Origin of the sequence: Nonomuraea sp. NPDC050404, assembly GCF_040655495.1 — a bacterium.
Taxonomy (GTDB): Bacteria; Actinomycetota; Actinomycetes; order Streptosporangiales; family Streptosporangiaceae; genus Nonomuraea.
Window position 1 is genome coordinate 114653 of the sequence record NZ_JBFAKB010000010.1, and the last position, 14433, is coordinate 129085.

14 protein-coding genes are annotated in these 14433 nt (G+C 70.4%); 7 read left to right on the plus strand and 7 right to left on the minus strand.

The window, feature by feature from the left end:
- Positions 1-2: 2 nt before the first annotated feature.
- The 6 genes from AB0I81_RS27555 to AB0I81_RS27580 form a co-directional block, all read right to left on the minus strand.
- Positions 3-887 (minus strand): glycosyltransferase, encoded by an 885-nt coding sequence (locus AB0I81_RS27555; RefSeq protein ID WP_360662070.1) that lies wholly within the window; start codon positions 885-887, stop codon positions 3-5.
- A 184-nt stretch (positions 888-1071) separates the two neighbouring features.
- Entirely contained in the window at positions 1072-1839 is a 768-nt protein-coding gene (locus tag AB0I81_RS27560) for a CDP-alcohol phosphatidyltransferase family protein (RefSeq protein ID WP_360662073.1), read from the minus strand.
- On the minus strand, positions 1817-2857 hold the full coding sequence (locus AB0I81_RS27565) for an iron-containing alcohol dehydrogenase family protein (protein ID WP_360662783.1): 1041 nt from the start codon (positions 2855-2857) through the stop codon (positions 1817-1819). The genes AB0I81_RS27560 and AB0I81_RS27565 overlap by 23 nt, the downstream gene beginning before the upstream one ends.
- A gap of 28 nt (positions 2858-2885) precedes the next feature.
- Positions 2886-3620 (minus strand): phosphocholine cytidylyltransferase family protein, encoded by a 735-nt coding sequence (locus AB0I81_RS27570; protein ID WP_360662076.1) that lies wholly within the window; start codon positions 3618-3620, stop codon positions 2886-2888.
- Positions 3621-3697: 77 nt separating this feature from the next.
- Positions 3698-4306, minus strand: a complete 609-nt coding sequence (locus AB0I81_RS27575; RefSeq protein WP_360662078.1) for a DUF5941 domain-containing protein — start codon at positions 4304-4306, stop codon at positions 3698-3700.
- A gap of 11 nt (positions 4307-4317) precedes the next feature.
- Positions 4318-5736, minus strand: a complete 1419-nt coding sequence (locus AB0I81_RS27580) for a CDP-alcohol phosphatidyltransferase family protein (RefSeq protein WP_360662081.1) — start codon at positions 5734-5736, stop codon at positions 4318-4320.
- Between the two features lie 110 nt (positions 5737-5846).
- Here AB0I81_RS27580 and AB0I81_RS27585 point away from each other — a divergent pair, with 110 nt between their 5' ends.
- Positions 5847-7121, plus strand: coding sequence for a bifunctional cytidylyltransferase/SDR family oxidoreductase (locus AB0I81_RS27585; protein ID WP_360662084.1), 1275 nt, complete (start codon positions 5847-5849; stop codon positions 7119-7121).
- Positions 7122-7147: 26 nt separating this feature from the next.
- Positions 7148-8887, plus strand: a complete 1740-nt coding sequence (locus AB0I81_RS27590) for a CDP-glycerol glycerophosphotransferase family protein (protein WP_360662087.1) — start codon at positions 7148-7150, stop codon at positions 8885-8887.
- Here the strand turns inward: AB0I81_RS27590 and AB0I81_RS27595 are convergent.
- Positions 8881-9900, minus strand: a complete 1020-nt coding sequence (locus AB0I81_RS27595) for a glycosyltransferase family 2 protein (protein ID WP_360662090.1) — start codon at positions 9898-9900, stop codon at positions 8881-8883. The genes AB0I81_RS27590 and AB0I81_RS27595 overlap by 7 nt on opposite strands.
- Before the next feature lie 80 nt (positions 9901-9980).
- Between AB0I81_RS27595 and AB0I81_RS27600 the strand changes: the two genes are divergently transcribed.
- The 5 genes from AB0I81_RS27600 (at position 9981) to AB0I81_RS27620 (ending at position 14407) form a co-directional block, all read left to right on the plus strand.
- Entirely contained in the window at positions 9981-11423 is a 1443-nt protein-coding gene (locus AB0I81_RS27600) for an LCP family protein (protein ID WP_360662093.1), read from the plus strand.
- 34 nt (positions 11424-11457) lie between these two features.
- Positions 11458-11805: an STAS domain-containing protein gene (locus tag AB0I81_RS27605; protein ID WP_360662095.1), complete on the plus strand. Its 348-nt coding sequence runs from the start codon at positions 11458-11460 to the stop codon at positions 11803-11805.
- Between the two features lie 126 nt (positions 11806-11931).
- Entirely contained in the window at positions 11932-12762 is an 831-nt protein-coding gene (locus AB0I81_RS27610; protein WP_360662098.1) for a GNAT family N-acetyltransferase, read from the plus strand.
- A complete protein-coding gene (locus AB0I81_RS27615; protein WP_360662101.1) occupies positions 12759-13592 on the plus strand; it encodes an LLM class flavin-dependent oxidoreductase in 834 nt (277 codons plus the stop codon). Before AB0I81_RS27610 ends, AB0I81_RS27615 begins: the two co-directional genes overlap by 4 nt.
- 89 nt (positions 13593-13681) lie before the next feature.
- Complete coding sequence (locus AB0I81_RS27620; protein WP_360662104.1) at positions 13682-14407, plus strand: DUF4097 family beta strand repeat-containing protein; 726 nt, start codon at positions 13682-13684, stop codon at positions 14405-14407.
- The last annotated feature ends 26 nt before the right edge of the window (positions 14408-14433 follow it).

Genomic DNA, 14433 nt, shown 5'->3' on the forward strand with positions numbered 1-14433 from the left:
GCTCAGACGATCGGGGGGCGGCCCAGTTTGACCATCCGCCAGGCCGTCCGCCAGGCCATGGGCCGGCGCTCGCCCGCCGGGCTGCGCAGGCCCTCGAAGAAGCCGGCGAACCACGCCTTGAGCGCGCCCGAGGCGCCGCGCTCGCGCAACACGGTGAGCACGACCCAGTTGGTCAGGTAGAGGACCGCCAGCGGCCACGGCAGGTTGCGGCGGGCCAGCCAGACCCGGTTGCGCGCGTTGAGCCGGTGGAACTCGGCGTGCCTGGTCGGCGGGACCTGCGGGTGGTACATCACCGTCTCGGCGTCGTACTCGATCCGGTAGCCCTCACCCAGCAGCCGCCAGGCCAGGTCGGTCTCCTCGTGCGCGTAGAAGAAGCGCTCGGGCAGGCCGCCCACCTGGAGGAAGGCCGAACGCCTGATCGCCGATGCGCCACCGAGGAACGTGGTGACCGGGGAGGAGCGCTGAGGGTCGCCCGCGCGCAGGCGCGGCACATGGCGGCGCTGGCCGATGCCGCCCTCGGGGTCCATGATCCGGAAGGAGATCACCGCGAGGTCGGGCTCGGTGGCGAACCGGTCGCGCACATGCGCGACGACCTTCGGATTGGCATACCAGCCGTCGTCGTCGAGGAACAGCACGACGTCTCCCGAGCACTCCTCGACGCCCCGGTTACGGCCGGCGGGGATGCCCGTGTTCTGGTCGAGCCGGATCGATTTCACGACCGCGGCCGATCCCTCGGGTGGCGTCGCCGACACCTCGGGCACGTCGAATCCGTTGCCCACGATCACCACCTCGACGTCGCCGTCGACCTGGTTGAGCGCGGACTCGACCGCCCGGTTCAGCTCCGCGACCCGGTTGCCCATGGTGAGGATGACGCACGAGATCTTCAACGAATCATCGTCCTGACGCGTTGAGAGCACGAGCGGAGCATTCTTTCATGATCACCGAGTCTGCTGGTCTGCATGGTCTGGGAATGGTGAAGCTAAGAGTATCGGAACCGGCAATGAACCCCCACCGAACGGCGGACGTCCGATCAATACGACGGACGAAGGGCTCCTCCGGTTCCGACATGAATCAAGCAAGTCTTTTCGAGGCCATGATGCTGATCAGATGCAGCACGGTCTGCACCGCGGCGGCGATCGCGCAGGCCACGACCAGCACCCGCGTGGCCGTCATGTTCCCGGCCGCGGCGTCGATCACCGCGGTGCCCAGCGCCAGCAGCGACAGCTCGATCGGCTGCACGATCCGGTGGAATTGCGTCGCCGCCAGCACCCGCCGCCCCAGCCCCAGCAGCCCGGAGCGGAACTGCCCCGCCGAGGCGTCGCTCGCGGACCCCAGCCCGCCCTTGGCCCTGGCCACCTCCACCAGGTCGCTCTCCGCCTTGATGAGGATGGCGCCGAGCGCGGCGGCGAAGCCGAGCACGGTGTACCAGTCGGGCAGCACGGCCGAGGCGCGCCAGCCCAGCCCGGCCAGCACGGCCGCCTCGGCGAAGTAGGCGCCGACCCGGTCGAGGTAGACGCCGGCCATCGAGGTGCGGCCCGTCCAGCGGGCCAGCTCGCCGTCGGAGCAGTCGAGCAGCAGGTAGATCTGGATGAGCAGGGCGGCGAGCACGGCGGCCCACAACCCCGGCAGGGCCAGCACGAACCCCGCCGCGACCCCCGCCACCGTCATCACCCAGGTGAGCTGGTTGGGCGTGACGGAGGTCTTGGTCATCATCCAGGTGACGTAGATGGACAGGCGGCGCATGTAGAGCACGCCCGCCCAGTGCTCGCCGTTCCTGCGCTCCAGGTGGCCCGGGGGCTGGGCCACCTGACGCAGTTCAGCTACCGAAGGCCCGGACATAGTCCCCCACCCGATCGCGGATCTCCGAGTCCTGCATGCGCAGATGTTCCAGGATCGTGTAACGGCCGGGTCGCGTGGCCGGGGCCAGCGCGATGACCTCGGCGAACTGCTCGGCGTTCAGCCCGATGTCGGCGGGCACGACGGGCAGCTCGTGCCGGCGCAGGCACTCGACCACCTGCTTGACACGAGCGTCGTCCTCCCGGAGGAAGAAGCAGAAGGCGGCACCGATCCCGGCGAGCTCGCCGTGGTTGGAGGTGCCGGGGAAAAGCTGATCCACGGCATGAAGGATCTCATGATCTCCACCACTCGCGGGCCGGGAGGACCCCGCGACGACCATCGACATGCCAGAAAGGATCAACGATTCGGCGAGCACGGTGAGGAACGCGTCGGACTCGATGGAGTCCCTGCGCCCGATGAGCGCCTCGGCGGCGGTGCGGGACATCGAGCAGGCCAGCCCGTCGATGGGCTCGCCGCGCTCGACGTTGCCGAGTTGCCAGTCCTCGATGGCCGACAGGTTGCTCACCACGTCGCCCACGCCCGCCCGGACCAGCGACTCCGGCGCGTTGTGCACGAAATCGAGGTCGACCAGGATGGCCAGCGGCATCGGCACGCCGAAGGAGCCCTTGCCGCCCTCGTACACGAGGGAGGCCGTGGGCGAGCAGATGCCGTCGTGGGACAGGTTGGTGGCGACGGCGACCATCGGGATGCCGGCCAGCGAGGCGGCGTATTTCGTCACGTCGATCGTCTTGCCGCCGCCGACGCCGACCACGACCTCGTAGGCCGCCTTGCGCAGGTCGGCGCCGAGCGACACCGCCGCGTCGACCGACCCGTCGGCCACCCTGAACACCTCCGCCTCGCCCAGCGTGGGCGCGATGAGGCTCTCGATATGATCGCCCTGGCCCATGCCGACGGCCACGGCGACCCTGCCGGAGGTAGCCACGCGGCTGTCGGCCAGGAGGGCGCCGAGCTCTGCCACCGCGCCCCGCCGCACGTCCATGGTCAGGGGCGCCGGCAACATCCTCGCGAGAAGCGGCATCCGCGCCCCCTCAGTAACGAACGGCTATGGTGCGGGCCTTGGCCAGGTCGTCGTGGTTGTCCACCTCGACCCAGTCGACCTCACCGATGGGCGCGACGTGGATCAGCTCGCCGCGATCCACCATCTCCTGGTAACCGTCCTCGTAGTAGAGCTGCGGGTCGCGCTCGAACGTCGTCTTCAGCGCGTCGGCCAGCCGCTCGGCCGCGCCGGGCCTGATGAGGGTGGCGCCGATGTACTCGCCGTACGCCTCGGCCGGGTCCATGAGCTTGGTGATGCGGCGCAGCGCCCCCTCGGGCGAGAGCGTCACCTTCATCTCCTCGTCGGCCAGCTTCTTGACGTCATCGACCGCCAGCAGGATGTCGCTGGTCTCGGGGGCCGACAACAGCGTCTTCTCGACCGAGACCGGGTGCACGGTGTCGCCGTTGACCATCAGCACGCCCTGGGCGAAGAGGTCACGGGCGCACCACATGGAGTAGGCGTTGTTCCACTCCTCGGCCTTGTCGTTGTGCACGAGGGTCAGCTTGACCCCGTGCCGCCGCTCCAGGTCCTCCTTGCGCTCGTGTACGGCCTGCGCCGCGTAACCGACGACGACCACGACGTCCCGCAGGCCCACCTCGGCGAGATTGCGCAGCGAGATGTCCATGATCGTGGTTTCGCCGTCGACCGGCACGAGCGCCTTGGGCAGCGTGTCGGTGTACGGCCGCAGGCGTCGTCCGGCTCCAGCGGCCAGAACCATTCCCAGCAACGTGCACTCCTCAGTCAGGCATGACTCCGATGGCCCAAAGAGTATTCGTCTTTGGCCCCCGTGCGGGTAATCCGGCGTTAGTCTTGCGTTCCCATATCAGCCGCATCCACCCCAGATCGGGGCGCCGCCAGCCAGCAGGTCAGGCTCTCCCAGCCGAACAGGCCCCACAGGTAGACCGCGAGCAGCACGTAACCGCCGGTCAGCCAGTCTGACAGCGCGACCAGGGAAATCAGCATCATCCGCCCGTCCCAGCCGAGCCCGAACGTGGCCAGCCACGGCGGCGGGTAGACGTGCTGGCGAAGCCGGTAGACCAGATCGTAATGGTGGAATCCCAGGCTGCCGAGAAGCAGGAAGATCAGCACGGGGTGCACGTCGTGGGCGAAGCCGACGGCGGCGATGAAGGTGTACTCGATGAGCCGCAGGATCGGCGGCACGAGCCAGTCGAACCTGCCGTCGTGCGGATGGGTGCTGCCAGGACCGGCCAGCAGCAGCGTCACGGCGGGGGCGAACACCGCCAGCCCGTCGGTGCCGGCCACGCCGAGCATCAGCAGCACGCCCGTGACGAACGTGCCGGCCAGCACCGGCGGCAGCGGCGGGAGCTGGCCGGCCACGAGCAGGCCCATGGCGCGTGAGAGCGGCCCGTCGTCGCGGTAGGCCACGACCGTGCTGTTGGGGACGGGCGTCATGTGGACCGAAATCACCTCGAAGACCTCGCGATCCGTCCGGCGAGCTGGTAGAGGGCCGCCACGCCGCCCCAGCAGAGCAGCGACAGGAATGTGACCCGGGCGTTCCAGAAGGCGGCGGTGACGGCGATCAGCGCCATCCGCTCCCCGATGGGCAGCACGATGATCTTCTTCAGCCAGCGCGCGATCGTGTCGCGCTCCAGCCGCTGGGCGAACCTCAGCACGCCGCCCGGGGCGCGCCGCAGGTCCTGCGACTCCAGCAGCGAGCGCGCCGGGCGGCCCCACATGGCTCCCACGCGGGCGGCGTCGGCCACGGCCCCGCCGTAGGTGTAGTCGATGGCGTGCCGTACGACCTGCGCGATCATCGCGGCCACGGCCAGGTGCCAGATGTCGGGGCCGCCGAAGCCGAAGGCCAGGCCGACGTAGACGGCGTATTCCTTGAGCCGGTCGGACATGCCGTCGGCCCAGGCCCCCAGCGGGGAGAAGGTGCGCGTGTAGCGGGCGATCTGCCCGTCGAGGCAGTCGAGCGCGAAGGACAGGTAGAGCAGCACGGCCCCGGACAGGCGCCCGACGGGGGTGCCGGCCGAGAACCAGACGGCGGCCAGCAGGGCCAGGCCGGCCGAGATGCCGGTGACCGTGTTGGGGGTCAGTTTGAGCCGTACGGCGGGCTTGATGAGGTGGCGGGTCCAGGAGGAGACGAAGAAGGTGGCGAAGAAGCCGTCGTCCTCCTTGACGGAGGTGTCGAGCCTGACCTTGGCCTCGTCCACCTCCGCGAGCCTGATCACGGCCGCGTCGGCGGAGTTCTGGCCGGTCACGCGGTCGGCGTGGAGCAGTCCGATCGCGGCCGCGCGCACGGTCACGCCCGACCTGACCAGCCCGACCAGCAGCAGGTCCACCGCCTCCACGGGCGTGACGGGGCCGAGCTTGCCCGTCTCGGCCAGGTCGGCCAGCTCCTCGGCGACGTCGGCCAGCGAGGCCAGGTCGGCCTCCCCCACCTGCAGCACGCCCCTGAACGTGGCGTTCGCCTCGGGGACGAGGTGGAAGGAGCTGCCCGCCGCGACGATCCGGCCGCCTTCGACCCGGACGGGCGGCCGCAGCGGGCCGCCGGTCGCGTCGTGCGAGATGAGCGCGCCGGTGCCGTGGGCGGGATGCTCAAGCAGCACCGCCAGCGCCTCGGTGTGCGTGATCAGGTCGGCGGGCAGCAGCGCCACCGTGCCCGTCGTGGTGCGCGCGATCTTGGCCACGCCGCGCAGGTCGGCCCCCAGGCCGCCGCCGGCGTTGAGTATCTGGACCTCGCGCACGGGCAGCGCGGCGAGCTGGTCGCCGAGCCGGTCGAGCAGCGTGCCGTCTCCGCTCAGGAGCCTGCACGCGGGCGTCGTGGCGAGCAGCACGACCGACGTGGTCGTGCTTTCGCGAATCAAAGAGTCGGGCAAAGTGCCGTCTCCTCCCGATCGGGGTGGAGCACGTTAACTCGGGGGTGCGTAGACACAGCGTAGCGACCGGTCATCGCGATATCACGGAACAGCACCGTTACGCTGCAGGCATGAATTCACGGCTGCGTTCGGTCGGGGTGCTCCTCGCGGGCGGTGTGGGACAGCGGGTCGGGCGGGACACGCCCAAGCAGCTCATCGAGGTGGCGGGAAAGACGATCATCGAGCATTCGATGGCCGTGTTCGAAAAGGTGCCCGAGATCGACGAGGTCGTGGTGCTCATGACGCCCGGATACGCCGACCGGGTGCGCGAGATCGTGGCCAGGGGCGGATATCGCAAGGTCAGCAAGGTTGTGGACGGTGGCGCGAGCCGTACGGAGAGCACATGGCGGGCTCTTCAGGCGCTCGGCGCGGAAGAGTGCAATGTGCTGCTGCACGATGCCGTACGCCCCCTCCTGGAGCCCCGGATCATCACGGAGTGTGTCAGGGCACTGGAGTCCCACGAGGCCGTCAACGTGGCCATTCCGAGCTCCGACACCGTCCTGGTGGCCTCTCCGGGCGAGGTGATCGAGGAGGTGCTGGACCGGTCGCGGTTGCGGCGCAGCCAGACCCCGCAGTGTTTCCGGCTCTCGGTGATCAGGAAGGCGTACGAGCGGGCGATGGCCGACCCGGGCTTCGCCGGTCTGCCCGCGACCGACGACTGCGGCGTGGTTCTGCGTTACCTGCCCGAGGTGCCGATCCACCTGGTCCGGGGCAGCGAGCACAACATCAAGGTCACCCACCCGGCCGACCTGCACATCGCGGACCTGCTCTTCCGGCTGCCCGCCCCCGTGCCGGCGGGCGACAGGGACGCGCTGGCGGGGCAGGTCGTGGTGGTGCTCGGCGACTCCCCGGCGGCCGAACAGGCCGCCTCCCATGGCGCCAGGGTGCGCGTGCTGACCCGGGCCGACGGCGTGCGGGCCGAGGACTACGACTCGGTGGCCAAGGCGCTGGACGGTGTGGGGCCCGCCGACCACGTGGTGCTCGCGGCGGGCGCCGGCCAGAGCGGCGACCTGGCGCGGGCGAGCGACGAGACCGTCGCCGACGCGGTCGCCGCCGGGCACCTGGGCGCGCTCAACGTGGCCCGCGCCGCCCGCCCTCACCTGCTGCCGAGGCGGGGCGGCCTGCTGTTCCAGGTCCCGCCGGGCTCCGGCGCGCTGCACGAGCCGGGCGCGGCGGCGGTGGCCGCGCTGACCAGGGCGCTGGCCCGCGAATGGGCCGCCGACGGCATCCGGGTCAACTGCGTCAATACCGGCGCCTCTCCGCTCGTCGTCGCGCAGACCTCGCTGGACGTCCTCATCTCCGGCCAATCAGGTCAGGTCGTAGACGTCCGCGTGGACGGCGCTTGACCTGGCAGTTGTTACCGTGCGATCACATGAGGAGACTCATCGTGATCGCGGCGCTGCTCGGCTGTTACCCTGTGCTGCTGGTCTCGGCGCTGTGGCCGGCGCCGGTGGTGTTCGGGGTGGCCGCGGCGGCCTCGTACGCCGTCGAGTACGTCGCCACCCGCGCCGCCCGGCCGCTGCCCGAGCTGCTGTCCAAGGTGCACCTCGGGATCACGCTGCGCTTCGCCGCGCGCGAGACCATGGCGCTGCTGCTGGTGGCGCGCACGACCGGCGCCGACTCGCCGTGGTTCGCCGCGCTGGCGGCCGGCGTGCTCGCGATCCACGCGGTGCGGGCCCTGCACACGGGCCTGGCGCTGCGGCTGCGGCAGATGCTCAGCAGCATGCCGGTGACCACCCGCAACCTCGACGTCTCCGCGCTGCGCGTGCCCAGGATGCCGCCCGCGCGGCTGCGCGACTCCCGCAGCCTGCCCTTCCTCTACCTGGACGCGCTGCCGGTGCTGGGCGCGGTCCTGGGGGCCGTTCCCGCGACGCTCGGCGCGGGCCTGGCGCTCGTGGCGGGGCTGGCGGGCACGCTCGCCCTCGTCCCGTACGTGCGCCGCGCCGCCCCGCTCACCGACGGGGCGAAGGTGCTGCGGGTCGTGGGCGAGCAGGTCGCGAAGTACCGCCCCGAGGTCATCCTGTACTTCTCCGGCGCCACCGCGGCCGCCTACCAGGCCAGGATGTGGCTGCCCACGCTGGAACGCCTGCCCAGGCGGGCCATCGTCGTCCTGCGCGAGCGCGGCATGGCCAGGCACCTGGAGTCCACGACGCTGCCGATGGTGTGCATCCCGTCGTCGGCCGACCTGATGAGCTTCCGCGCGCTGGCCGGCGCCAGGCTCTGCCTGTACGTCTCCAACGTCGGCAGGAACGTCCACATGTTGCGCATCCCGACCCTGCGCAGCGCGTTCCTCAACCACGGCGACAGCGACAAGGAGGCGTCGTTCAACCCGTTCTCGCGGGTCTACGACGAGGTGTGGGTGGCCGGGCCGGCCGGCCGCGACCGCTACCGCAGGGCCAAGGTGGGCGTCAGGGACGAGAACATCCACGAGGTCGGCAGGCCGCAGCTCGAAGGCATCTCGCCGGAGGGTCCCGGGCTGCCGTACCGGACCGTCCTGTACGCCCCCACCTGGGAGGGCTGGAACGACGACCTGTTCCACACCTCGCTGATCACCATGGGCCCGCGCATCGTGCGGGCGCTGCTCGACCACGACCCGCCGCTGCGCGTGATCTACAAGCCGCACCCGCTCACCGGCCACCGCGACAAGAGCGCCACGCGGGCGCACAAGAAGATCGTGGCCATGATCGAGGCGGCGGAGCTGGCCAAGTCGAAGGCCAGGCACCCTTCGACGGCGGCCGGCGCGGAGCCGCGCATCCGGCACCTGGTGGTCACCGGCCCCCAGCCGCACCTGTACGACTGCTTCAACCAGTGCGACCTGCTGATCAGCGACATCTCCAGCGTGGTGGCCGACTTCCTGGCCAGCGAGAAGCCGTACGCCGTCACGAACGTGGCGGGCCTGCCCGAAGGCGCCTTCCACGAGCGCTATCCCAGCACCGAGGCCGGGGTGCTGCTCGGCGAGCACCTTTCGGGGCTCGCCGAGTTCCTGGACGGGGAGGACACCCTGGCGCGGGCCAGGATCAAGCTGCGCGGTTACCTGTTCGGGCCGGAGTATCCGGACGCGATGACCCGCTTCGACGCGGCCGTCGAGCGGGTCTTCTCGGGCGGCTACTGAACCGGGGGTCTGGACAACTTCTTCGGGCTGGTCAGGAAGCCCCAGCCCCAGGAGCAGTGCATGGTGGCGTACACGAGCGGCAACCGCAGCCTGGCCTTCGCCGGCAGCCCGCCCGAGGTCAGCGCCGACCCGGCCACGATGGCGAGCGCGTACCCGCCGGGCACGATCAGCGTGAGCGGGACGAGCGGCGACAGGACCAGGCCGAGCAACATCGCCAGCACGGCGGCGGGCGGCGCCAGGTAACGCAGGTTGATCGTGCCCTCGTGGGTGCGCGCGACCACCCGCCGCCACCTGCCGTAGTGGAAGTACTGCTTGGCCAGCGCCTTGGCGTTGGGTCTCGGCCGGTAGGAGACGCGCATCCGGGGCTGGAACCAGACCAGGCCGCCGGTCTGGCGGATGCGGTGGTTCATCTCCCAGTCCTGGGCGCGCTGGAAGTGTTCGTCGTAGCCGCCCACCCGGTCGAGCGCCGAGCGGCGGAAGACGCCCAGGTAGACGGTGTCGGCCGGGCCCTGGGTGCCGCCCACGTGGAAGGCGGCGGCGCCCACGCCGATCTTGGAGGTCATGGCGCAGGCCACGGCCTGCTCGAAGGGCGTGATCCCCTCGGCCGCCATGATGCCGCCCACGTTGTCGGCGCCGGTCTCTTCCAGCGTCTCGACGGCCACGCGCAGGTAGTCGGAGGGCAACATGGCGTGCCCGTCCACCCTGGCGATGATGCCGTTGCGTGCGGCGGCGATGGCCGCGTTGAGTGCGTTGGGGGTGCGGCCCGTCGGGTTGGGCACCACCGTCACCCGCTTGTCGGCCGCCGCGATGGCGTCGGCGACCTCCTGGGTGCGGTCCTGGGACGGACCCACGGCGAGAACGACCTCGATCTCACCGGGGTAGCTCTGGGCGAGGACCTGCTCGACGGCCTCGCGGAGGTGCCGCTCCTCGTTGAGGACCGGCATGACGACGGAGATGGGGGGCCAGCCGCGCGTCTCCGCGGGCGCGTGCGGCGAGTCGGGGAACTGCTTCATGGCGGGGCTCACGCTACTGTACGACGACGGGAGGAGGGCAATCGATAGCCCAACCTCCGGGGTGACAAAAGGGGGACCGGATGCGCGACCCGGGCGAGGAGGACGACGGCGGTGTGCTCGTGGGCGGCGACGCCTACGGCGGAGTCAAGCTCGCACCGGTCCGCCCTCGCAAACCGCGCAGGAGCGCCAAGGCCCGCCGCCGCAACGTGCTGATCGCCGGCCTGATGTCCACGGGCGTGCTGGTCACGACGGGGATAGTGTGGGCCACGCCGCGGCAGATCGGCACCGTGGACGCGGGCGTGACCGCGGCGGCGTCCCGCGGGGCCGAGAACATCCTGCTGGTCGGCGTGGACAAGCGCGACGACCTCACCCGCCAGGAGCAGAACCGCCTCAAGCTGGGCCGCGAGTCCGGCCAGCGCACCGACACCATGATGGTCATCCATCTGTCGGAGGACCACAGCAAGGTCACCGTGGTGAGCCTGCCGCGCGACACCTGGACGACGATCCCCGGCAAGGGCGAGCACAAGATCAACTCCGCGTACCAGTTCGGCGGCCCCAAGCTGGCCAGGCAGACCGTGGAGGCGGCCACCGGGCTGCAGATCAACCGCTACATCGAGGTCAACATCCTGGGCTTCATCGACGTCGTCGACTCCCTCGGCGGGGTCACCGTGTGCACGCCCGAGCCGATCAACGACACCAAGATCGCACTGAACCTGCCGGCCGGCACCCACCAGCTCGACGGCGTGCGGGCGCTCGGCTACGCCCGCACCCGGGCCACCGCCCGGTCCGACCTCGACCGGATCGACCGCCAGCAGCAGGTCATCTCGGCCCTGCTCAACCGGGCGCTGAGCGCCGACACGCTGGCCAACCCCGCCAAGCTGGCCGCGTTCGTACGCTCCACGCTGAGCACGGTCAAGGTCGATCCCGACGACGGCCTGATCGGGCTGGCCACCCAGATGCAGGACGTCTCGCTGGACGACGTGAAGTTCGCCGAGGTGCCGCTGTCCGACGTGAACTTCAAGTCGCCCACCGGCGAGTCGGCGGTGTTGTGGGACAAGCAGGCGGCCAAGGACCTGTTCGCCAAGATCAACGCGGATCAGGACCCGGCCAAGCCGACCGCCTCCCCCTCGGCCAAGCCGTCGGTCAAGCCGTCCGCGATCGCGCCGGACGAGGTCACGCTTGAGGTCAAGAACGGCACGCTCATCACCGGACTGGCGGCACGGGTCAAGGAGTCGCTGGTCGCCTACGGCTTCAAGGTCCCCGGCAAGCCGGGCAACACCACGAAGAAGGACTACAAGCAGACCTTCATCCGATACGGCGAGGGCCTGGAGGCCCAGGCGAAGGTCGTGGCCGCCGCCATGCCCGGCGCGCAGCTTCGCAAGGTGGACATCGACGGCATCGAGCTGATCCTCGGCAGCGACCAGCCGAAAGTCAAGCAACAGAAGTCGGCCGCCACCCCAAGTAGCAAGCCGAGTGTTACACCAAGCACTAAAACGGCAATGGAGAACATATGTAAGAAATAGGCATAATTATCTCAACGTCGGGCAGGTGAGGCCCATGGTGGTCAGGAACTGGCGAGAGGGGCCCTGTACGGTTGTGCACGTCGCAGGGGACCTCGACGTGGCGGGCGCACCCCGCCTGCGGGCGGAGCTCGAACAGGCATTGGCAGCCGCCGATCCGCTCAATGTCGTCATGGACCTGACCGAGGTGCCATTCTGCGATTCCGTGGGACTCGGAGTGCTCGTGGCGGCGCTCAATCACGTCCGGCACATGAATGGCCGCATGATTCTGGTGCTCGCTCCCGGAATGATCCGCCATCTGCTGACGATCACCAATCTCGACCGGCATTTCGAGACCAGCCATTCCCTCACCGAGGCCCGCGCGGCGCTGGAGACAGCCGCCTGACCGGAGTGGCCTGAGGGGGCCCAATCGGTAAGAGGTGTGCGAGAACATGGTCATGTCACCGGGCACACCTCCCCACGACGTACCTGCGGTCGCGGGAGAGCCCCCTCACGTGCGGAGGCTTTCACGTTGTTCGACCAGTTCCCCGAGCCCGCGCGCTCGCAGTTGCGCTCCGCCTTCGACGAGGGCAGGACGCGGCCTGAGTGGTGTTTCGCGGAGGGGCAGGCCCGCCTGGCCTACTGGGCGCCCTTCCCCGACTCGGAGCCGGCGATCGTCTGGCAGTTCGACCCTGGACCCGACCCCGTCGCCGCCGCCGGCCTGCTGCGCCGCAGCCTCGGCACGATGGGCCTGAGCAAAGTGATCCACGACATCCCCCTCCAGCCCGGACTCGACCCCGCCGTCGATCGTGCCGTCGAGCACGAGGCGCTGATCGAGGCCGGGTTCACGATGGAGGTGGAGCGGCTGCTGCTGGAGTGGGCGGCGGGCAGCGACCTGCCGGACGATCCCGGCAGGCTGACCTACCGGCCCGCGCGCCGCATGGACCCCGACGACGTGATCGGCGTCCTCGTACGCATCTCCGAGGGCTCGCTCGACCACGACACACGGATCGAGGTGGCCACGTCGGGCGCGGAGACGGAGGCCCGATGGATGTACGACGACCTGATGAACCGCAAGGCCAAGCCCAACTGGTTCGTCATCGCGCACCTGGGCGACAAGCCCGTCGGCCTGGTGGCCCCCGATGACCACTCCATCGCCTACATCGGCGTGGTCCCCGAGCACCGCGGCAAGGGCTACGTCAACGACCTGCTGGCCTTCGGCACCCGCACACTCTCCGAGGCCGGCGTGCAGCGCATCGTGGCCGCCACGGACGTCGCGAACGTCCCCACCGCGCAGGCGTTCCTGCGTGCCGGATACTCGGAGGTCGGCCGGTTGTTCCGCTATTACTGGAGGGCATCGTGAGACTTGGAGTCATGTTCGACCGGGGTCTGCCCCCCGAGCAGCTCATCCCGTTCGCCAAGGCGCTCGACGAGACGACCGTGGACGACCTGTGGGTGGTGGAGGACCTGGGCTGGACGGGCGGCATCTCCTCGGCCGCCACCGCGCTGGCCGTCACCTCCCGGCTGCGCGTCGGCCTCGGCATCGCCCCCGCGCCGCTGCGCAATCCCGCGCTGCTGGCGATGGAGCTGGGCAACCTGGCGCGGGTGCATCCGGGGCGGCTGGCGGCCGGGATCGGGCACGGCGTACAGGAGTGGATACACCAGGTGGGCGCCGCCCCGCAGTCGCCGCTGGCGCTGCTGGAGGAGACGATCACCTCGGTGAGCGCGCTGCTGCGCGGCGAGACGGTCACCCTGCACGGCAGGTCCGTGCACCTGGACGGCGTCTCGCTGGTGCACCCGCCGGCCGAGCCGCCGCCCGTGCTGGCCGGGGTGAAGGGCCCGCGCTCGCTGGCGCTGTCCGGCCGCACCGCCCAGGGCACGATCATCCCCGAGGGGATCGGGCCCGCCCAGCTGCCCGGGATCGTCGAGCAGATCGGCGGCGGCGCGGACCACGAACTGGTCGTGTTCACCTTCCTGCGGCTCGGGGCCGCCGAGGCGACCCGGGCCATGGTGGAGGGTCAGGCCGGCTTCCTGGGGGTCTCTCCCGAGGAGGTGTCAATGGCGTCCGGCACACCCGAGCAGGCGGCGGCGCACGTCAAGAGCCTGTGGAAGGCCGGGGCCGGGTCCGTGGCGGTCCGGCCGATCGGCGCCGACCCGCTGGGCCAGGTGAACGCGTTGTTGTCGGCCCTGTAGACGTACTGGCCGAATGGCCGATGTGAGTGCCGGCCCATTCGGCCGGACGGTCGATGGCCGGGACGGCGCGCTCGGCCACGATCGTGACCATGAGACACACGGCGGCAATTGCGGCATGTGCGGCGCTCCTGGTGGCGGCGACCGGCGGTTGCGGCGTGGACCTGGAGGCCGAAGAGGTCCACGCCACTCATTCCTTCCCCTTCACGGGAACGGACCTGAAGATCAGCGCTTCGCTGGGCGGCGTACGCGTGCTGCCCGGCACCGGCGGCGCCGTCCAGGTGGAAAGGTGGGTGCGCGGCAAGGCGGCCGAGGAGCCCGCCTGGTCGCTGCGCGACGGCGCCCTGCGCCTGAGCGCCAACTGCAACATGGTCTTCGGCGACTGCGGCGCCCGCTACCACGTCAAGGTCCCGCCCGGGGTACGACTGTCGGTGGACGCGGCGGACGGCATCATCCTGAACGGCCTCACCCAGGACGTGGACGCCTCCAGCCGGGAGCGCATCCAGGTCACGGGCGCCTCGGGACGGCTGCGGCTGCGCAGCGAGGGCGCGATCGACGGCGAAGGGCTCAAGTCCGCACATGTCAGGGGACGCACCTCTGACGGGGCCATCGACCTGGCCTTCACCGACCCGCCCGACAACCTCGACCTGCAGTCCCGCGACGGCAGGGTGACGGCCAGGGTGCCCTCCGGCGCGTACGCGGTGACGGTGCGGAGCACGGACGGGAACGAGCGCTCCGAGGTCAGGAACGACCGTAAGAGCACCCGGAAGATCACCGCCCGCAGCACAACGGGCGACGTCCGGATATTGGCGAAATAACGGGTAGTGCGGTGGGAGGTGCGGTT

Coding starts and splice junctions, on each gene's coding strand:
- AB0I81_RS27560 (WP_360662073.1), bottom strand. CDS start 1,839: ATGTCCGGGCCTTCGGTAGCTGAACTGCGTCAGGTGGCCCAGCCCCCG.
- AB0I81_RS27565 (WP_360662783.1), bottom strand. CDS start 2,857: ATGTTGCCGGCGCCCCTGACCATGGACGTGCGGCGGGGCGCGGTGGCA.
- AB0I81_RS27590 (WP_360662087.1), top strand. CDS start 7,148: ATGAGGAGACTCATCGTGATCGCGGCGCTGCTCGGCTGTTACCCTGTG.
- AB0I81_RS27605 (WP_360662095.1), top strand. CDS start 11,458: ATGGTGGTCAGGAACTGGCGAGAGGGGCCCTGTACGGTTGTGCACGTC.
- AB0I81_RS27575 (WP_360662078.1), bottom strand. CDS start 4,306: ATGACGCCCGTCCCCAACAGCACGGTCGTGGCCTACCGCGACGACGGG.
- AB0I81_RS27595 (WP_360662090.1), bottom strand. CDS start 9,900: ATGAAGCAGTTCCCCGACTCGCCGCACGCGCCCGCGGAGACGCGCGGC.
- AB0I81_RS27600 (WP_360662093.1), top strand. CDS start 9,981: ATGCGCGACCCGGGCGAGGAGGACGACGGCGGTGTGCTCGTGGGCGGC.
- AB0I81_RS27620 (WP_360662104.1), top strand. CDS start 13,682: ATGAGACACACGGCGGCAATTGCGGCATGTGCGGCGCTCCTGGTGGCG.
- AB0I81_RS27585 (WP_360662084.1), top strand. CDS start 5,847: ATGAATTCACGGCTGCGTTCGGTCGGGGTGCTCCTCGCGGGCGGTGTG.